We start from the raw sequence: 20,505 nt of genomic DNA on the forward strand, positions 1-20,505 counted from the left end.
GTTAATAAGGCTATTTTTGCAAATCTGTTAAAAATGCCATCGCCTTACAGAATCTCAAAAAGTTAGCTGCTCGACAGAGTAGTCACCGTTACTTAATCAGAGGTAATCGATGACGAACCTTGCTCAGAACAGAGAAAAGGACAAAATCAATCCCGTTGTGTTTTATACGTCTGCCGGACTGATTTTGTTGTTTTCCCTGACGACCATTTTTTTTAGTGATTTCTCCGCAGTCTGGATCGGCCGCACGCTGAACTGGGTCTCCAGAACGTTTGGCTGGTACTATCTGCTGGCCGCCACGCTCTATATCGTTTTTGTCATATTCATTTCCTGCTCGCGTTTCGGTTCCGTCAAGCTCGGGCCTGAGCAGTCAAAGCCGGAATTTAGTCTGCTAAGCTGGGCGGCAATGCTTTTCGCCGCCGGGATTGGCATCGACCTGATGTTCTTTTCGGTGGCGGAGCCCGTCACCCAATATATGCAGCCGCCGGAAGGCGCAGGGCAGACCATTGAAGCCGCCCGCCAGTCGATGGTCTGGACGCTGTTTCACTACGGCCTGACCGGTTGGTCGATGTATGCGTTAATGGGGATGGCGCTTGGCTACTTTAGCTATCGCTATAACCTGCCGCTGACCATTCGCTCAGCGCTCTATCCGATCTTCGGTAAGCGCATCAACGGGCCGATTGGGCATAGCGTGGATATTGCCGCGGTTATCGGCACCATCTTTGGTATCGCCACGACGCTGGGGATTGGTGTGGTGCAGCTCAATTACGGTCTGAGCGTGCTGTTTGATATCCCGGATTCAATGGCGGCCAAAGCGGCGCTGATTGTGCTGTCGGTGGTGATCGCCACGATCTCGGTGACTTCTGGCGTGGACAAAGGCATTCGGGTTCTGTCGGAGCTGAATGTGCTGCTGGCGCTGGGGTTGATCCTCTTTGTGCTGTTTATGGGGGACACCTCATTCCTGCTCAATGCGCTGGTGCTGAATGTGGGCGACTACGTTAACCGCTTTATGGGGATGACGTTGAACAGCTTTGCGTTCGACAGGCCGGTTGAGTGGATGAACAACTGGACGCTCTTTTTCTGGGCGTGGTGGGTTGCGTGGTCGCCGTTTGTCGGGCTGTTCCTGGCGCGTATTTCGCGTGGCCGCACCATTCGCCAGTTTGTCTTCGGTACGTTGATTATCCCGTTCACTTTCACCCTGCTGTGGCTGTCGGTGTTTGGCAATAGCGCGCTGTATGAAATCATTCATGGCGATGCCGGTTTTGCCGAGGAAGCGATGGCGCACCCTGAGCGCGGCTTTTATAGCCTGCTGGCGCAGTATCCGGCCTTCACCTTCAGCGCGTCTGTCGCCACAATCACCGGTCTGTTGTTCTACGTGACATCGGCGGACTCCGGTGCGCTGGTGCTGGGCAATTTCACCTCAAAACTGAAAGACATCAACAGCGATGCGCCAGCCTGGCTGCGTGTTTTCTGGTCGGTAGCGATTGGCCTGCTGACGCTGGGGATGCTGATGACCAACGGGATTTCAGCGCTGCAAAACACGACGGTAATCATGGGGCTGCCGTTTAGTTTTGTGATCTTCTTCATTATGGCGGGATTGTATAAATCATTGAAAGTTGAAGATTATCGTCGGGAAAGCGCCAGTCGTCATACCGCGCCGCGTCCGATGGGCGTGCAGGACCGGCTGAGCTGGAAAAAACGACTGTCGCGCCTGATGAACTACCCGGGAACGCGCTATACCCGCGAAATGATGGAGAAGGTATGTTTCCCGGCAATGGAAGAGGTCGCCCATGAGCTGCAACTGCGCGGCGCATCGGTGGAGCTGAAAAGTATGCCGCCGCAGGAAGGGGAAAACCTTGGTCATCTGGATCTACGGGTTCACATGGGCGATGAGCGCAACTTTATCTATCAGATCTGGCCGCAGCAGTACGCAATCCCCGGCTTTACCTACCGGGCGCGCAGCGGCAAGTCGAGCTATTACCGGCTGGAAACGTTCCTGCTGGAAGGAAGCCAGGGAAATGACCTGATGGACTACAGCAAAGAGCAGGTGATTACGGACATTCTCGATCAGTATGAACGTCATCTGAACTTTATTCATCTGGATCGTGAAGCGCCTGGCAACGGGGTGTTGTTCCCGGGAATGTAAGCGGATCTCACGTTTTCTGAAAATAGTTCTGTCAACCTTGAGGCTAACAACCCGAACACGACAATTCGGCTTGTTAGTCTCTTCTTCGCATGGAGGCGATATATGCTGACGAAATACGCTTTTATGGCAATGCTTGTGCTCCGCAGTCAGCAATGGCTGCGGGCAAATTCTACAGGGCGGACGCGCAGAGCGTAATGACCTGACCGTCGTACTCACGCCACGAAATATCCACTGTGCAATCAGCAAGCTGCGTCGAAAACGCCGACGTCATTTGCATGGTTAGATGTGTTTTCGTCACTGAAACGATCCTGGCGCTGGCAAAACCCGGTAACGTTGCCGCGCGATCGGAGAACGCTTTATAGACGCTCTCTTTGGCGGAAAACGCCAGGGTTAACGCGAGCGGAAAAGGGAGAGAACTGTGCTGTAAAACGCGTTGTTCATCGTTATCGACGATACTGCTGGTGAGTTCTGCCGCCGTTTGAGGCGTGAAGATTGCTTCGATATCAACCCCTACCGGAGTGAGGGAGACGACTGCCAGCGCCGTGGCGGCGCTGTGGCTGATACTGCCGAACAGACCTTCCGGCCACAAGGGCTGCCGTTTATCGCCGATAGCGGGTACGGTTTTGTGCCCATATTCAGTCAGAGCATGAAACGCGGCGAGACGTCCCGCTAAATGTTCAGCCTGACGTTTTCGCCCGGCGGGAAGCAGCTGCGCATGGTGCGGCAACCAGAGCAGATCGTGTTCGTGGAAGCTATCGATATCGAACCCGATAAGATGAAGTTTGTGGCGGGAAAAAGAGAGGGCGGTGTAAGTGGTTCGCATGGTTTCTCATAAAAACCCTCTCCCCGTTCAGGGAGAGGGCGGTCGTTATCAGAAGCGCGTGTTAACGCCCATGTACCATGTACGACCCGGCTCGTTGTAGGTGTAAGCACCTGCACCGTACATATAAGCGCCGGTCGCGTCGTTACCCGTGGTCTGGGCATTCCCCGCACGCCATTGACGCTTGTCGAAGACGTTATCCACGCCGCCGGTCAGGCTGACGTTTTTGGTTACGTCCCAGGTCGCGCTCAGGCCGACAATGCTGTACGGGCTGACTTCATCTTTCTCAGAGCCGGTAGCAGGCTGGCCCTTATAGTTGTATTTCTTCGGCTGCTGCTTGCCGTACCAGGTGAAGGTTGACTGCACTGACACATCCTGATGTACCTGCCAGCTCAGGGTTGAGTTCAGCGTGTACTCCGGGATGATCGACAGACGATCGCCGGTTGTTTTGTTCTTGCTCTGTAGCATGTAGGTAATGTTGTTGGTCCAGTTTATCGCATCGCTGACCGGAATATTCAACGATCCTTCCAGACCTTCTACCACGGCCTTCGGCACGTTTTCCCACTGGTAGATATCGGTTTGCACTTTACCTGAAGAGGTATGGCCGACTGGCGCATAGCCCGCTTCAATCTTATCGCGGTAGTCGTTACGGAACCAGGTCACACCGGCCTGCCAGCCGTCGTGTTTCCACTCAAGACCAATCTCTTTGTTGACGCTGGTTTCCGCTTTCAGGTCATCGTTACCCATCATGTAGCAACCGACGCCATCGGAGCTTGCATAGCAACCCTGGCCTTTGCTGTACAGCAGGTAGTTCGGGTTGGTCTGATAGAGGCTCGGTGCTTTATAGGCACGGGCGATACCCATCTTCAGGGTGAAATCATCGCCCAGCGCCTGCGACAGGTTCAGGGACGGGCTCCAGTTGTTGCCGACGATAGTGTGGTGATCGAAGCGCAGCGCCGGGGTCAGCATGGTGCTGTCAGTTATCTCCATGTTGTTCTCGGCAAACAGGGAGAAGATTTCTGCGGATGAGTACGGACTGCGGTCGTCGCTCATGCCTGGGATGGCTCCGCCCTGTTGAGCCTGAGTATTCGAGGCGGAATCCTTCATACGCTGCTGGTTCCACTCAGTACCCAGCGTCAGGTTTTGATTAACGATGAAATCAAGCGGCAGGTTAATTTCACTGTGCAACATCACGTCGGCCAGGTCGGTGTCGGTGAATTCGTCGCTGTTGAACAACCCTTCGAGACCGCCCGCCAGCCCTTCGCCCAGACGCGAGTTGCGGGTGTGTTCGTACTGTGCCCAGTTGCTGGTGGTGATACCGTTATCCCAGCCGCCGTTCCAGGTCACTGCGAAGTTCTGGCGATAAATACGGTTAGTCTCTTTACCGTAGTTTTTCTTCACCAGGGCATTGTCGTTATTGGTGTTTTGGGTGTCACCCGCGTAAAGGTTGTTCTGGCGGCTGTAGCCTGCTTCAAACTCCAGCGCCTGCATTGGCGCGAAATCCCAACGTACGACACCATTAATATCTTTGTTTTCAACCCCTTCGCGACCTGCTGGCAGGGTGTTGGCGTAGGCGCCGGTACGCTCAGACTGGTGGCCCTGGTTGATGTCCCAGGCGTCGGCCTGAGTTTTATCCAGGTTGCCGTACATGCGGAAGCTGAATTCGCCGCCCAGCGGGCCGCTCAGGCTAAAGTTGGTGCGCTTGGTGGAACCTTCGTCTTTGTGTTCCGGCGCATTCAGATAGGTGTTCCACGAACCGTGCCACTGATCGTCGAATTTCTTGGTGATGATGTTTACCACGCCGCCCGCTGCGCCGTTGCCGTAACGTGCCGCCGCAGGGCCACGAATCACATCAATGCGTTCGATCATCTCTGGCGGCACCCAACCGGTATCGCCACGGGTGTCACGCTCGCCGCGCCAGCCCAGACGGATGGAGTTGCGGCTGGTCACCGGTTTGCCGTCGATCAGAATCAGGGTGTTTTCCGGGCCCATGCCGCGAATGTCGATCTGGCGGTTGTTGCCGCGCTGGCCGCTGGTTGAGTTACCGGTCAGGTTCACGCCCGGCATGGTGCGGATGATTTCGGCAACGTCGCGAGCGGGAGGATTTTTACGGATTTCGTCGGCGGTAATGGTCGATACGCCCGGTGCCTGGAGGTTCTGCTGGGCGGCGGTGACCACGATGGTGTCTTCATGAAGCGCTGCGCTATCAGTGGTCTCCTCCGCCATAACAGGCAGAGCGACCCCATAAATTCCCAGATTGACCAGTAAGGCCAGGGAATGAATCTTATTGTTCATTGTGTTTCCTGCTTATCTTTATTTAGCCACATGCGCCAAACTCTCGTGGTGAGGTGTTTAGCCTGATGTCGCCCACATCTGCGAAAGCCATACATTCCAGAAAAAGCACGCAGTGCAGGTTTCAGGTTGTGTTTCTCATTTGAACGTGGCGTCAATGCACGAATGAGAGACCCAGCCTGGGTGGTGAAATAATGTTCGCGCTTCCCACGGCGCGACAATACGCTATTGCAAATGAAAATAGTTATCAATAATATTATCAATATATTTCATCATTAAATAAAAAATTACACAATAAACATGGGGTTATGACGGTGACGGCGTTAACGACAGGAAGTGAGACCTGGTGGCAGTCAAAACACGGTCCCGAATGGGAGCGTGAAACAGACGAAAAATATCGGGTGACTTTCTGGTGGCGCGATCCGCAGGGAACGGAAAGCCGCTCTTCAATTCGCCGCGTATGGGTCTACATTACGGGCGTCACCGACCATCACCAGAATGCGGTTCCGCAATCCATGCAGCGTATTGCGGGCACGGATGTCTGGCGATGGAGCACGACATTAAGCGCCGACTGGCGTGGTAGTTACTGTTTCATCCCTTCTGAACGCGATGATATTTTTGCTTCTCTGGCAGTAGACGAAACGCCTGACAGAACCACGCTGCGTGAAGGCTGGCGTCAGTTATTGCCGCAGGCGATTGCCGATCCTCTTAACCCGGTGAGCTGGAAGGGGGGGCGGGGCCATGCGGTTTCCGCGCTGGAAATGCCAGACGCGCCAGTGCAACCCGGCTGGGATAAGCCTGAAAATCCGTCAGCTCCCCCGGTATGTTTGCAATGGCGCAGCGAGCGGCTGGGCAATACGCGTCGCGTGTGGGTGTTCACGACCGGCGACGCCCTGCCTGAACGTCCGCTAGCGATTCTGCTCGACGGGCAGTTTTGGGCGGAAAGCATGCCCGTCTGGCCCGCGCTCACCTCACTGACCCGGCGGCGTCAGCTCCCTCCTGCGGTCTACCTGCTGATTGATGCCATTGATACCCCCCACCGTAGCCGTGAACTGCCCTGCAATGCCGATTTCTGGCTGGCGGTACAACAAGAACTTCTGCCGCTGGTGAAAACCGTTGCGCCATTCAGCGATTGTGCAAAAAGGACGATCGTCGCCGGGCAGAGTTTTGGCGGGCTCTCCTCGCTGTATGCCGGTCTGAACTGGCCTGAGCGCTTTGGCTGCGTACTGAGCCAGTCGGGATCGTTCTGGTGGCCGCAGCGCGGCGCAGATCGGGAAGGCGAGATTATTGAACAACTGAAGGCGGGCACATTGACCGCCAGAGGATTGCGCATCGTGCTGGAGGCCGGTATCAGAGAGCCGCTTATTTTCCGGGCGAATCAGGCGCTTTACAGCCAACTACACACTACGCAGCAGTCGGTTTTCTGGCGTCAGGTTGACGGCGGACATGATGCGCTTTGCTGGCGTGGCGGATTAATGCAGGGGTTGATGACCCTCTGGCAACCGTTAACCGACACGCTGTAGCTGGCGATTTTCCACGACAGGAGTTGAGTATGGAATTCAGTAATCCCTTCGATAACCCGCAGGGACAATTTTACATTCTGCAAAACCCGCAGCGTCAATTTAGCCTCTGGCCACAGCAGTGTTCTCTCCCTGCGGGCTGGCAGGTGGTGTGCGAACCGCAATCGCAGGCGCTTTGCCAGCAGTGGCTGGATGCGCACTGGACCACGCTAACTCCCGCCCATTACGCCGCTGCGCAGGAGGCTCAATGACCACGCGTTTACCGTTAGTGGCCGCCCAGCCAGGGATCTGGATGGCGGAAAAACTCTCTACGCTGCCTTCCGCCTGGAGCGTGGCGCACTATGTGGAATTACACGGCACGCTGAATGCCCCTCTGCTGGCGCAGGCGGTTGTAACCGGTATGGCGCAAGCGGATACCCTCCGCATGCGATTTACCGAAGATAACGGCGAGGTCTGGCAGTGGGTGGACCCGACATTAACGTTTGCGCAACCCGAGCTTATCGATCTGCGTGACGAGCCCGATCCGCATGCGGCGGCGCTGGCGCGGATGCAGGCCGATCTGCGACAAAATCTACGCGTTGATGGCGGCAAACCGCTGGCGTTCCACCAGTTGATTCAGGTCGATGATACCCGTTGGTACTGGTATCAGCGTTATCACCATCTACTGGTGGATGGCTTCAGTTTCCCGGCGATAACCCGTCAGATCGCGGCGATTTACCGCGCCTGGCAGTGTAACGCCCCGACGCCCGACTCGCCGTTTACGCCATTTGCTGACGTGGTGGAGGAGTATCAGCGTTACCGTGAGAGCGAGGCTTATCAGCGCGATGGCGCCTTCTGGGCGGAGCAGCGTCGCCAGTTGCCGCCTCCCGCTTCGCTGTCGGCTGCGCCGCTTCCCGGGCGGGCGGCCAGCGCCGATATTTTGCGTATGAAACTGGATGTGCCCGACGGTGTTTTCCGGCAGCTGGCGGCACGTATGTCTGATATTCAGCGTGCGGATTTAGCGCTGGCGCTGGTGGCGCTATGGCTGGGCCGCCTGTGCGGCCGGATGGACTATGCCGCCGGATTTATATTCATGCGGCGTATGGGCTCGGCGGCGTTAACGGCGACCGGCCCGGTACTGAACGTCCTGCCGTTAGGGGTAAGCATTAATGCGGCGGAAACGCTGCCGGAACTGGCGACGCGTCTTGCCGGGCAGATGAAAAAAATGCGTCGCCATCAGCGTTATGACGCCGAACAGATCGTTCGCGACAGCGGCTGCGCGGCGGGTGAAGAGCCGCTGTTTGGCCCGGTGCTGAACGTGAAGGTCTTTGATTATCAACTGGATATTCCCGGTGTACAGGCGCAAACCCATACGCTGGCGACCGGCCCGGTTAACGATCTTGAACTGGCGCTGTTCCCGGATGAAGAGGGCGGCCTGAGCATTGAAATCTTAGCCAACAAACAGCGCTATGATGAGGCGACGTTATCCCGCCATGCGTCACGGCTGACGGCGCTGATACGCCAGTTTGCGGACAATCCGGCGCTGCGCTGCGGCGATGCCGAAATGCTTCTGCCTGCCGAATATGCGCAACTGGCGCAGATTAATGATACGGCGGTAAGCATACCGCTCACGACGCTCAGCACGCTGGTTGACGAACAGACACGCAAAACGCCGGACGCGCCCGCGCTGGCTGATGCGCGCTATCAGCTCAGTTATCAGGAGATGCGCGAGCAGGTGATCGCTCTGGCGCACCTGCTGCGTGAACGTGGCGTTAAACCGGGCGACAGCGTCGCGGTGGCGTTGCCGCGCTCGGTTTTCCTGACGCTGGCGCTGCACGGCATTGTGGAGGCCGGAGCCGCCTGGCTGCCGTTAGATACGGGGTATCCAGACGATCGTCTGCGAATGATGCTCGAAGACGCGCAGCCGAAATTACTGATCACAACCGCAGAACAGCTGCCGCGATTTAACGATATCCCCGGCGTAGAAAGCCTGTGCTACAACGCGCTGCTGCCGACGAGCGGCGCTGAATCGCTGGCGTTGTCGTTGCCGCACCACACGGCATACATCATCTTTACATCCGGTTCGACCGGCAGACCGAAAGGGGTAATGGTCGGGCAAACCGCGATCGTGAATCGCCTGCTGTGGATGCAGGATCACTATCCGTTAACGACAGAGGATGTGGTCGCACAAAAAACGCCGTGCAGTTTCGATGTTTCGGTGTGGGAGTTCTTCTGGCCGTTTATTGCCGGGGCGAAGCTGGTGATGGCGGAGCCGGACGCGCACCGCGATCCGATTGCCATGCAGCATTTCTTTGCGAAGTATGGTGTGACCACCACCCATTTTGTCCCGTCAATGCTGGCGGCGTTCGTCGCCTCGCTCACCCCTGAATCCGCTCATGAAAGCTGCGCTACGCTACAGCGCGTATTTTGTAGCGGCGAGGCGTTGCCCACCGGGCTGTGCCGCGAGTGGGAACAGTTGACCGGCGCGCCGCTGCACAATCTGTACGGGCCGACGGAAGCGGCGGTGGATGTCAGCTGGTATCCCGCCTGCGGCAAAGAACTGGCGGATGTCACCGGAAACAGCGTGCCGATTGGCTATCCGGTCTGGAATACCGGCCTGCGCATTCTTGATGCGATGATGCGCCCGGTGCCGCCGGGCACCGCGGGTGATTTATACCTGACCGGCATCCAGTTGGCGCAGGGGTATCTGGGGCGCCCGGATCTGACGGCGAGTCGCTTTATTGCCGATCCGTTTATGCCGGGCGAACGCATGTATCGCACCGGAGACGTGGCGCGCTGGCTGGAAAATGGCGCGGTAGAGTACCTTGGCCGCAGCGACGATCAGCTAAAAATTCGTGGTCAACGCATTGAACTGGGCGAGATTGATCGGGTTATGCAAACGCTGCCGGATGTCGAGCACGCCGTGGCTCACGCCTGCGTGTTTAACCAGGCGGCCGCGACAGGAGGCGATGCCCGCCAACTGGTAGGCTATCTGGTGTCACAATCCGGCTTACCGCTGGATATTCCGGCGCTTCAGGAACGGTTACGCGAGACATTACCGCCGCATATGGTGCCTGTGGTTCTGCTACAGCTTGCGGAACTGCCGCTCAGCGCAAACGGGAAACTGGATCGTAAAGCGCTGCCGATGCCGCAACTGACGCAACGTACGCCGGGGCGCGCGCCATTACCAGGGACGGAAAAAACGGTGGCTGACGCCTTTGCCGACCTGCTGGGTTGCGAGGTCAATGATGTGGAGGCCGACTTCTTTGCGCTGGGCGGGCATTCGTTACTGGCGATGAAACTCGCCGCGCAGTTGAGTCGCGCGTCCGGGCGTCAGGTGACGCCGGGGCAGGTGATGGTGGCGTCAACCGTTGGTCAGCTTAGCGCGTTGCTGGATTCCGCCGATGACGAGCAATCTCAGCGTCTGGGCTTTGAAACGCTCCTGCCGCTGCGTGAAAGCAGTGGACCAACGTTATTCTGCTTCCATCCGGCGTCCGGTTTTGCCTGGCAGTTTAGCGTGCTGGCACGTTATCTCAGCCCACACTGGTCGATTACGGGGATTCAGTCGCCAAGGCCTGATGGACCAATGCAAACGGCCACGAATCTGGATGAGGTGTGCGAGCGTCATCTGGAAACGCTGCTGGCGCAGCAGCCGCACGGGCCTTACTACCTGCTGGGGTATTCGCTGGGCGGAACGCTGGCCCAGGGCATTGCGGCGCGCTTGCGTGCGCGTGGCGAAACGGTTGCCTTCCTCGGGCTGCTGGATACCTGGCCGCCGGAAACGCAAAACTGGCAGGAAAAAGAGGCCAATGGTCTGGACCCTGAAGTGTTAGCGGAGATCGCGCGTGAACGTGAAGCGTTCCTTGCTGCGCAACAGGGAAATGCCTCCGGGGAGTTATTCAGCACCATCGAAGGAAACTACGCCGATGCCGTGCGGCTTCTGACAACCGCGCATAGCGTACCGTTCGATGGACGCGCAACGCTGTTTGTTGCGGAGCGCACCCTGCCGGAAGGAATCAGTCCTGAACGCAGCTGGGCACCGTGGATGGCAGAACTGGATATCTATCGCCAGGATTGCGCCCACGTCGATATTATTTCACCTGCCGCGTTTGAGAATATCGGGCCGATTATTCGCGCATTGCTCGACCAGTAAGCGAAGCGTTCTGACGCCTTTAAAAATTTAATTCTACTGATGCCCATAATAGCTACCAATTATTATGGGCTTTTTATTTGTCTTCAGCATTGATTTAACATAAGTGAAACATAATCAGACGGTTAGTGAAATTCCGAAAGTTGCATGCTACCTGTGGGAACAGGCAAAGATCGTTTCGGATAATTCTGAGATGCTGTTAGAATATTAGAAAGGATGTTTTTATTCATTGGACTCAATGTCAGGTTACACAACATGTCATCACTCAATGTTAAGCAGGAAAAAGATTCGGAATTTACTGGCTATCCGTTAGCGCCGTCAAACAGTAATGAAATTGATTTGTTAAGCCTTGTTGATGTTTTATGGCGGGCGAAAAATCGCATTATTGCGACTGTTTTTGCGTTTGCGCTGGCAGGTATTCTGCTGTCCTTTATTCTGCCGCAGAAATGGACCAGTCGGGCGATTGTCACCCCGGCAGAGGCCGTACAGTGGCAGGCGCTGGAAAAAACGCTGACCACATTGCGTGTGCTGAACCTCGACATTAATTTGCAGCGAGACGCCGTCTTTACGCTTTTCATTAAGAAGTTCAGCTCAACATCGCTGCTGGATGAATATCTTCGCGCCTCCCCGTATGTGATGGATCAATTGAAAGGGGCGGATATTGATGAAATGGAACTGCATCGGGCGATTGTTGCGCTCAGTGAAAAGATGAACGCGGTGGATACCAACGCCGGTAAGAAAAACGAGACGTCGTTATTTACCTCGTGGACATTGAGTTTTACTGCGCCAACGAAAGAAGAGGCGCAGAAGGTGCTGACCGGCTATATCCAGTATGTGTCGGACATCGTCGTGAAAGAGACGCTGGAGAATATTCGTAACCAGCTGGATACCAGAACGCATTTCGAGAAAGAAAAACTGGCGATGGACCGGGTGAGATTGCGCAACCAGCTTGATGCGAACATTCAGCGACTCAATTATTCCCTGGAGATTGCCAACGCCGCCGGGATTAAGAAGCCGGTCTACAGTAATGGTCAGGCGGTAAAAGACGACCCGGATTTCTCTATTTCTCTGGGCGCCGACGGTATTGCGCAAAAATTGCAAATTGAAAAGTCCGTCACGGACGTTGCGGAAATTAACGCTGAAATACGCAATCGCCAGTATTACGTAGAGCAACTGACCGCGATGAATATCAATGATGTGAAATTTATGCCGTTTAAATATCAGCTATCGCCTTCGCTGCCAGTGAAAAAAGACGGCCCGGGCAAAGCGTTGATCGTGATTCTGGCTGCGTTGTTGGGCGGTATGATCGCGTGCGGCGGTGTTCTGCTGCGTCATGCCATGCTGTCCCGTAAACTGGATGATGCGATTCAACTGGAAGAACGGTTAGTCTAAGCGCCATCCGGCAAATCGCCCGGTGGCGCTGTCGCTGACCGGGCCTGTATTGTTACCCCTCCGCCATTGAGATTACTTCGGGCGACCCAGCGGCACAACCAGCGGCGTTCCGGCGATCGGATCGTCGATGATCGTGCAACGTAATCCATAAATTTTCTCAATAAGATCCGCTGTCACAATCTCCTTTGGCGCTCCCTCTGCGACGATCTTGCCTTCACGTAACGCGATTAAATGCGTGGCGTACCGGCAGGCCTGGTTAAGGTCGTGCAGAACCGCAGCGAGGGTGTAACCTTTCTCGCGATTCAGCTCGCTCAACAGCTCCAGCAGATCGATCTGGTGGCTGATATCCAGCCAGGTCGTCGGTTCATCCAGCAACATGATGGACGTTTCCTGCGCCAGCACCATGGCTATCCATGCTCGCTGCCGCTGCCCGCCGGAAAGCGTGTCCACGCTTTGCGTCGCCAGGTGGGTAATCCCCGTGGCGCGCATCGCACCGGCGACGGCGTCTTCGTCTTCTTTGCGCCAGCGGGTAAACAAAGGCTGATGCGGATAGCGGCCCCGGGCAACCAGCTCCTGTACGGTGATATCGCCCGGCGTGGTGGCGTTTTGCGCCAGCAGGCCGATTCGTCGCGCCACCTCTTTACTGGCGTAGTGCTGAATATGCTCGCCGTCGAGCCAGACGTGGCCATGTATGGGCGACATCAGACGGCTTAGCGTACGCAATAACGTTGATTTGCCGCAGCCATTCGGCCCAATAATGGCAGTGAAGTGACCATCCGGGATAGAAACATTCAGATTCTCCGCGACGGTATACTTGCCATAACCCAGCGTTAACTGGTCGCCACGCAAACGGGCTACTGATTCGGTCATTTTTTGCGGGACTCCTGAATTAACAAGACGATAAGGTAAATACCGCCGAGGCTTACGGTGACGACGCCTACCGGAAGCTGGTAAGGCATAAACAGTTGTTGGGCGCACAGGTCGGCGGCCAGCAGCAGCAGCGCGCCGCACAATGCGGACTGGGTTAACCCCCAGCGTGCCGTGCCGCTAAGGCGCCGCGCGATGTGCGGCGCAACCAGCGCAATGAAAGAGATCGGGCCTGCGAGCGCCGTCGCGGCGGCGGTCAGCATCACGGCGACCAGCATCATCATTAACCGGGAACGTTCAACGCTGACGCCAAGCGCGCAGGCGCTGTCATCACCCATTTCCAGCAAGCGCAGACGGCGTACCAGCAATGCGGCACACGCCAGCATCAGAACGATCAGCGGTGCCGAGGGCCACGTTTTGGCCCAGGTCAGTCCGTTGAGCGACCCGGCGTTCCACAATCCGGCGGAGAGGGCCGTTTCTAACGACGCCTGTAACAGCAGCCAGGTGTTGAACGCCACCAGCATGGCGCGCACGCCGATGCCGATAATAATCAGCCGGAAGGTCTCAATGCCGTTGCGCCAGGCAAGCAGCCAGACGATCAGCGAGGTGAGAATCCCGCCAGCCATCGCCGCCATCGCGATCGCCGTCAGGTTCTGGCCAAACAGCACCATTGCCACCAGCACGCCGCTCCAGGCCCCGGTGTTAAAACCCATTACGTCCGGGCTACCCAGCGGGTTGCGCATCAACGACTGAAAAATCGCCCCGCTGACGCCCAACGCGGCGCCAATCAGCAGCGCCATCAGCACGCGAGGCAGACGCCATTCGGTCACCACAAGGGTAATGCTGCGCGGGGCGTCTCCCAGCAGCGCATTGATGATTTGCGAGACTTCCAGCGTAACGGCGCCGCTGCGCAGACTCCACAAGCCGACAGCGATACAGCCGAGCACCAGCAACAGACAGCTTATGATCAGGCGGCGGGAAAGGTGCATCATACGGCACCTCCGCGCTGCTTGCGCCGCACGAGGAAAATAAGCACTGGCGCGCCGAGAAAGGCGCTGACAACCGAAACGCGCAATTCACCGGGAACGATGAGTCGCCCGATAATATCGGCAAACAGCAGCAGGGTCGGGGTCGCCAGCAACGTGACCGGCAGCGACCAGCGGTGATCCGCCCCCACCAGCCAGCGGGCCATGTGCGGCATCATCAGACCGATAAACGCGATAGGGCCAACAACCGCCGTCGCGCTGCCGCATAACACGGTAATCACCAGCAGGCCGATGAGCTGGGTACGCGCCACTTTGCTGCCCAGCGCGGTGGCAGTATCGCTACCAAGACTCAGGCTGTTCAGCGCGCGGCTGAGAAACAGCGCGGTAGCACCGGCAATCAGCACCGGTACGACAATAACCTTGAGCGTTTGCAGACTGCGAATGTCCAGCGAGCCGGCCTGCCAGAAACGGAGCTGATCGTACACATCCGGGTTCAGCAACGCGATACCGTTGGAAAGCCCCTCCAGCACTGCGCCGAGCGCGACACCCGCCAGCGTGAGGCGAACCGGGCTTAACTGCCCGGCGCCTTGGCTGCCGGTAAAGGCGACAATCAGCGAGGCGACCAGCGCCCCGGCAAACGCCATCAGCAACTGTTCCTGTGGAGAGGAAAAACCAAACAGCGCCGCGCCGAGTACGATCGCGAAACTGGCGCCGGAATTGACGCCGAGAATGCCCGGGTCGGCAAGCGGGTTGCGGGTGAGCGTTTGCATTAACGCCCCGGCGAGCCCCAGTGCGCCGCCAGCCAACAGGCCAGCCAGCGTGCGCGGCAATCGCGCGTCCAGCACGATGGTGCAGTCAGCGCTTTGGCAGGTGCCGGTAATTGCTTCAAGTACGACGGACGCAGGCAGTGATTTTGCGCCGATAGCCAGACTTAATGCCGTGGCGAGAATAAGTAATAACAACAAGCCGGGCACGGCGATGGCGCGTGCCACGGAAACAGAGCATGACATATCAACTTCCCTGATAATGATAGTAATTATCGTTATCGATCTTATTCGGTTATGTTAGCATGTGCAGCCATTGAATGGATATTTAAAAAAAGTTCGCATTAAGGCGTTGTAATGAATCGACAATCCTGGCTGCTGAATCTCAGCCTGTTGAAGACGCACCCTGCATTTCGCGCTGTCTTCCTCGCCCGTTTTATCTCTATTGTCTCGCTGGGTCTGCTGGGCGTAGCGGTGCCGGTACAGATCCAGATGATGACCCACTCGACGTGGCAGGTTGGTCTGTCGGTGACGCTGACCGGCAGCGCGATGTTTGTTGGCCTGATGGTCGGCGGCGTGCTGGCGGATCGTTATGAACGTAAAAAGGTGATCCTGCTGGCGCGCGGCACCTGCGGTATTGGCTTTATTGGCCTGTGTCTGAACGCGCTGTTGCCGGAACCTTCGCTGCTGGCAATCTATCTGCTCGGTCTGTGGGATGGCTTTTTTGCCTCGCTGGGGGTTACGGCGCTACTGGCGGCGACGCCTGCGCTGGTAGGGCGAGAAAACCTTATGCAGGCCGGGGCGATTACGATGCTGACGGTGCGTCTGGGATCGGTGATTTCACCGATGCTGGGCGGCGTATTGCTGGCTACCGGCGGCGTGGCCTGGAACTACGGTCTGGCGGCGGCAGGAACATTTATCACGCTGCTGCCGTTGCTGAGCCTTCCGGCGCTCCCGCCGCCGCCGCAACCACGTGAGCATCCGTTGAAATCGCTGTTGGCGGCGTTCCGTTTCTTGCTCTCCAGTCCGCTCATTGGCGGCATTGCGTTGCTTGGCGGACTTTTGACGATGGCAAGCGCGGTGCGCGTGCTTTATCCGGCGCTGGCGATTAACTGGCACATGTCCGCCGCGCAAATTGGTTTACTTTATGCCGCTATCCCATTGGGGGCGGCTGTTGGCGCGTTAACCAGCGGGCAACTGGCGCACAGCGTTCGCCCTGGATTGTTGATGCTGGTTTCCACCGTAGGGTCGTTCCTGGCGATTGGGTTGTTTGGGCTGATGCCTGTCTGGCTGCTCGGGGTGATCTGTCTGGCGCTGTTTGGCTGGCTCAGCGCGATTAGCTCGTTACTGCAATACACCCTATTGCAGACGCAAACGCCGGAAGCCATGCTCGGGCGAATCAACGGCCTGTGGACGGCGCAAAACGTGACCGGTGACGCCATCGGCGCAGCGCTGTTGGGCGGGCTGGGCGCCATGATGACGCCGGTTGCGTCAGCGAGCGTGAGCGGGTTTGGGCTGGTGATTGTTGGGTTGTTGTTAATGCTGCTGCTGGGCGAGTTGCGCCGTTTTCGCCAGCCGCCGCCGGTGCCAGATGGCGCACCGCTTTAAAATGCAGGCCGGACAGGGCATTGGCCGCTATCCGGCAAATAAATTAAAACAGCGCGGCGAGACGGTTAAGCAGTAACGTTGCGCTGTAGTAGTCCAGACGGAACGTTTCGGTGCCCAGCGCATAAACGCGCTTGTTTTGCACGGCAGGCAGGTGAGCAAGCAGTGGGTTGGCGTAAATAGCGTCGGCATCTTTGCTATCACCGGCAAACAGGAACAGCGCTTCGCCGTTCAGACCTGCCGCCAGGTTTTCCCCGCCAAGCTGGATGATGTCATGACGTTTGCCCTGGCTTTTACTGGTTTGCAGTCCGGCAGGGAGGGGCGCCAGCGTAAAGCCTAACTGTTCCATCAGCTTGCCCTGGGCTGAATCCTGCGTCCACAGGTTGGCGCTGTGTGCGGCAGCGGTGTAGACCAGCGCGCTGACCGGTTGCGGCGGTAATGTGAGCTGTTGTTTAACGGTCGCCAGTTGTTTATCAAATTCCGCGATGCGCGCAGCGGCCTGTTTTTCCTGGCCGGTGATCTCGCCCAGTTGCGTCAGCAGAGACTGCCAGCTTTTATCGTCGTAATTGATGATAAGCGTAGGGGCAATAGTAGAAAGCTGATCGTACAGCGCCAGCGCAGAGTCGCCGCCGGTTGCGCTAATCAGAATAAGGTCCGGCATTTGTGCGGCAACGGCTTCAGCGCTTGGTTCGCCGATGTACAGGCGCGCCAGCTTGCGCGCTTTCGCAACGTCGCTCCATTGACGCAGAAATCCCCGATCGTCGGCAAAGCGGTTGTTAGGGGTGGTCGCTCCGCTGGCGACAACGGGAGCATCAATCGCCAGCAGCGAGCCCGTCAGGGTCACGCTGGTAGAGACGATACGTTCAGGTTTATGGTCCAGCGTATGCGTGCCGCGGCTGTCGGTGATCTGGCGCGGCCAGTCAGCGGCATGACCTAAAGAAATTCCTGAAATGAAAAGCCCAACCAGTATCAGGGATGTTCTGCAAAGCAGGGGAAGTCTCACGAATCAGCGTCCTGTTATTAATGGAGTTAATGCTTCTCATTTTCATTGTTAGCGGGAAGGGATGCAAGTCTAAGTCGCACATTGTGCTACCCCAAGAGTTGACATGCTGTCTGTTTACTTTTAGGTTAGCGCCCGAAAATATAAATGATAATCATTATTAAAGCCTTTATCATTTTTGGAGGATGATATGGATACGTCACTGGCCGAGGAAGTTCAGCAGAAAATGGCAACGCTCACCCCCGATCGCTTTTTCTTTATGTCGCCGTATCGCAGCTTTACGACGTCAGGATGCTTCGCCCGTTTCGCTGAACCAGCGGTTGACGGGGATTCGTTAGACAGCCCCTTCCAACAAAAATTACAGCAAGCCTTTGCCGACGCCAGAGCGCAGGGTATCGCAAATCCTGTTATGGTCGGCGCTATCCCCTTCGATACCCGCCAGCCATCCTCGCTGTTCATTCCTGAGTCCTGGCAGACCTTCTCCCGACCGGCAAAGCAACAATCCTCGCGTTACTTTACCGGGCATCAGGCACTGAATGTTGTTGATCGTAAAAGTATCCCTGAACAGGAAACGTTTGAAGCGATGGTGGCGCGCGCGGCAGCGCTGACGGCGACGCCTGAAGTTGACAAAGTGGTTCTGTCACGCCTGATTGATATTACGACCGATGCCACCATTGACAGCGGCGCGCTGCTGGAGCGGCTGGTGGCGCAGAACCCGGTGAGTTACAACTTCCATGTGCCTCTGGAGGATGGCGGCGTGCTGCTTGGCGCCAGCCCGGAATTGCTGCTGCGTAAAGAGGGCGAGCGCTTTAGTTCGCTGCCGTTGGCCGGGTCGGCGCGTCGCCAGCCTGATGATGTGCTGGATCGTGAAGCGGGCAACCGACTGCTGGCTTCTGAAAAAGACAGACACGAACATGAACTGGTTACTCAGGCCATGAAGACGGTGCTGCGCGACCGCAGCAGTGAATTACAACTGCCCGCATCTCCACAATTGATCACCACCCCGACGTTATGGCATCTCGGTACGCCGTTCGAAGGTAAGGCGAATGCGGAAGAAAATGCCCTGACGCTGGCGTGTCTGCTGCATCCGACGCCTGCGTTGAGTGGTTTCCCGCATCAGGTGGCGAAAAAATTAATTGCCGAACTGGAGCCGTTCGATCGTGAACTGTTCGGCGGCATCGTCGGCTGGTGTGACGCCGAAGGAAACGGCGAGTGGGTCGTGACGATCCGTTGCGCGAAGCTGCGACAAAACCAGGTTCGCCTGTTCGCGGGCGCCGGGATTGTGCCTGCTTCCTCTCCGGTAGCGGAGTGGCGCGAGACCGGCGTGAAGCTTTCTACTATGTTGAACGTTTTTGGACTGCATTAAGGAGCGATGATGACCATTCCTTTCACCCGTTGGCCGGAGGAGTTTGCCCGCCGCTATCGTGAAAAAGGGTACTGGCAGGATCTGCCGCTGACCGATATTTTAACCCGCCACGCAGACAGCGATAAAACGGCGGTGATTGATGGCGATCGACACCTGAGCTATCGCGAACTGAACCAGGCGGCGGATAATCTGGCCTGTAGCCTGCGCCGTCAGGGGATCAAACCCGGCGAAACCGCGCTGGTGCAACTGGGCAACGTGGCGGAGCTGTATATCACTTTCTTCGCCCTGCTGAAGCTTGGCGTCGCACCGGTTCTGGCGCTGTTCAGCCATCAACGGACGGAACTTAACGCTTACGCGAAGCAAATTGAACCGGCGCTGGTGATTGCTGACCGCCAGCACGCGCTGTTCACCGGGGACGATTTCCTCAATACGTTTATTGCCGAACACAATTCCGTGCGTGTGGTGCTGTTGCTCAACGATGCGGGTGAACACAACCTGCAAACGGCGATTGACCAGCCTGCGGTTGATTTTACCGCCACGCCATCACCTGCCGATGAGGTGGCTTATTTCCAGCTTTCCGGCGGTACAACCGGAACGCCGAAGCTGATCCCGCGCACCCATAATGATTATTACTACAGCGTGCGCCGCAGCAATGAAATTTGCCACTTTACCGAAGCCACGCGTTTCTTATGCGCGATTCCGGCTGCGCATAACTACGCCATGAGTTCGCCGGGATCGCTGGGCGTCTTTCTGGCCCAGGGAACGGTGGTGCTGGCGGCTGACCCGAGCGCTACGCTCTGTTTCCCGTTAATTGAAAAGCATCAGATTAATTCAACGGCTCTGGTGCCGCCTGCGGTGAGCCTGTGGTTGCAGGCGATTCAGGAGTGGGGCAGCAACGCGCAACTGGCCTCGTTGAAACTGTTGCAGGTAGGCGGCGCGCGGCTTTCAGCGACGCTTGCCGCGCGTATTCCGGCGGAAATCGGCTGTCAGTTGCAGCAGGTATTCGGCATGGCGGAAGGACTGGTGAATTACACCCGTCTGGACGACAGCCTGGAGCGCATCATCAATACTCAGGGTTGCCCGATGTGCCCGGACGATGAGGTCTGGGTGGCTGACGCTGACGGTAATCCGCTGCCGCAGGGGGAAACGGGACGCCTGATGACGCGCGGGCCGTACACGTTTCGCGGCTATTTTAAAAGCCCGGAGCATAACGCCAGCGCGTTTGATGCCAACGGCTTTTACTGCTCCGGCGATCTGATCTCCATTGATCCAGATGGCTATATCACCGTGCAGGGACGTGAAAAAGATCAGATCAATCGCGGCGGGGAGAAGATCGCCGCGGAAGAGATTGAAAACCTGTTACTGCGCCACCCGGCCGTAATCCATGCCGCGCTGGTCAGCATGGAAGATGAGCTGATGGGGGAAAAAAGCTGCGCCTGGCTGGTGGTGAAAGAGCCGCTTCGCGCGGTACAGGTACGCCGCTTCCTGCGTGAGCAGGGGGTCGCCGAATTCAAATTGCCGGATCGCGTGGAGTGCGTCGAGGCGTTGCCTCTGACCCCGGTCGGTAAAGTCGATAAAAAACAATTACGTCAGTGGCTGGTGTCACGTTCACTGACCTGAA

14 protein-coding genes are annotated in these 20,505 nt (G+C 57.0%); 8 read left to right on the forward strand and 6 right to left on the reverse strand.

Going from position 1 to position 20,505, the window contains the following annotated elements; translation table 11 throughout:
- The first annotated feature begins 109 nt into the window (after positions 1–109).
- The gene (locus OGX80_RS04680) at positions 110–2,143 is read left to right on the forward strand and encodes a choline transporter (protein ID WP_115181865.1); all 2,034 of its coding nucleotides are present in this window, start codon (positions 110–112) and stop codon (positions 2,141–2,143) included.
- 169 nt (positions 2,144–2,312) lie between these two features.
- Here OGX80_RS04680 and entD read toward each other — a convergent pair whose 3' ends face one another.
- Positions 2,313–2,966, reverse strand: coding sequence for an enterobactin synthase subunit EntD (entD, locus tag OGX80_RS04685; protein WP_115181864.1), 654 nt, complete (start codon positions 2,964–2,966; stop codon positions 2,313–2,315).
- A 48-nt stretch (positions 2,967–3,014) separates the two neighbouring features.
- Positions 3,015–5,258, reverse strand: a complete 2,244-nt coding sequence (locus tag OGX80_RS04690; protein ID WP_012133407.1) for a TonB-dependent siderophore receptor — start codon at positions 5,256–5,258, stop codon at positions 3,015–3,017.
- A 305-nt stretch (positions 5,259–5,563) separates the two neighbouring features.
- Here OGX80_RS04690 and fes point away from each other — a divergent pair, with 305 nt between their 5' ends.
- The 4 genes from fes (at position 5,564) to wzz(fepE) (ending at position 12,296) form a co-directional block, all read left to right on the forward strand.
- Positions 5,564–6,778 carry an enterochelin esterase gene (fes, locus tag OGX80_RS04695; protein WP_115591168.1) on the forward strand — a complete coding sequence of 405 codons (1,215 nt, stop codon included), beginning with the start codon at positions 5,564–5,566 and terminating at the stop codon, positions 6,776–6,778.
- A gap of 29 nt (positions 6,779–6,807) precedes the next feature.
- Complete coding sequence (locus OGX80_RS04700) at positions 6,808–7,026, forward strand: MbtH family protein (RefSeq protein WP_058668745.1); 219 nt, start codon at positions 6,808–6,810, stop codon at positions 7,024–7,026.
- Positions 7,023–10,907, forward strand: a complete 3,885-nt coding sequence (gene entF / locus OGX80_RS04705; RefSeq protein WP_115181863.1) for an enterobactin non-ribosomal peptide synthetase EntF — start codon at positions 7,023–7,025, stop codon at positions 10,905–10,907. Before OGX80_RS04700 ends, entF begins: the two co-directional genes overlap by 4 nt.
- A gap of 252 nt (positions 10,908–11,159) precedes the next feature.
- Entirely contained in the window at positions 11,160–12,296 is a 1,137-nt protein-coding gene (gene wzz(fepE) / locus OGX80_RS04710; protein ID WP_115181862.1) for an LPS O-antigen length regulator Wzz(fepE), read from the forward strand.
- A 72-nt stretch (positions 12,297–12,368) separates the two neighbouring features.
- Here the strand turns inward: wzz(fepE) and fepC are convergent, their stop codons facing one another.
- Genes fepC through fepD form a run of 3 tightly spaced genes read right to left on the reverse strand, consistent with a single transcriptional unit; the run spans position 12,369 to position 15,159 of the window.
- Positions 12,369–13,166: an iron-enterobactin ABC transporter ATP-binding protein gene (gene fepC, locus OGX80_RS04715; protein ID WP_058668748.1), complete on the reverse strand. Its 798-nt coding sequence runs from the start codon at positions 13,164–13,166 to the stop codon at positions 12,369–12,371.
- Complete coding sequence (fepG, locus tag OGX80_RS04720) at positions 13,163–14,155, reverse strand: iron-enterobactin ABC transporter permease (protein ID WP_115181861.1); 993 nt, start codon at positions 14,153–14,155, stop codon at positions 13,163–13,165. Before fepG ends, fepC begins: the two co-directional genes overlap by 4 nt.
- Entirely contained in the window at positions 14,152–15,159 is a 1,008-nt protein-coding gene (gene fepD / locus OGX80_RS04725) for a Fe(3+)-siderophore ABC transporter permease (protein WP_012133399.1), read from the reverse strand. Before fepD ends, fepG begins: the two co-directional genes overlap by 4 nt.
- 111 nt (positions 15,160–15,270) lie before the next feature.
- Here fepD and entS point away from each other — a divergent pair, with 111 nt between their 5' ends.
- Entirely contained in the window at positions 15,271–16,521 is a 1,251-nt protein-coding gene (gene entS / locus OGX80_RS04730; RefSeq protein ID WP_104868940.1) for an enterobactin transporter EntS, read from the forward strand.
- A gap of 43 nt (positions 16,522–16,564) precedes the next feature.
- Here the strand turns inward: entS and fepB are convergent, their stop codons facing one another.
- Positions 16,565–17,521, reverse strand: coding sequence for a Fe2+-enterobactin ABC transporter substrate-binding protein (gene fepB / locus OGX80_RS04735; RefSeq protein WP_110494549.1), 957 nt, complete (start codon positions 17,519–17,521; stop codon positions 16,565–16,567).
- A 187-nt stretch (positions 17,522–17,708) separates the two neighbouring features.
- On the opposite strand from fepB, the gene entC reads away from it, so the two are divergent.
- Positions 17,709–18,884 (forward strand): isochorismate synthase EntC, encoded by a 1,176-nt coding sequence (entC, locus tag OGX80_RS04740; protein ID WP_060815865.1) that lies wholly within the window; start codon positions 17,709–17,711, stop codon positions 18,882–18,884.
- Between the two features lie 9 nt (positions 18,885–18,893).
- Positions 18,894–20,504, forward strand: a complete 1,611-nt coding sequence (gene entE / locus OGX80_RS04745) for a (2,3-dihydroxybenzoyl)adenylate synthase EntE (RefSeq protein WP_115181860.1) — start codon at positions 18,894–18,896, stop codon at positions 20,502–20,504.
- Position 20,505 lies beyond the last annotated feature (1 nt).

This window comes from Citrobacter sp. CK194 (assembly GCF_030333395.1).
Lineage (GTDB): Bacteria > Pseudomonadota > Gammaproteobacteria > Enterobacterales > Enterobacteriaceae > Citrobacter_B > Citrobacter_B koseri.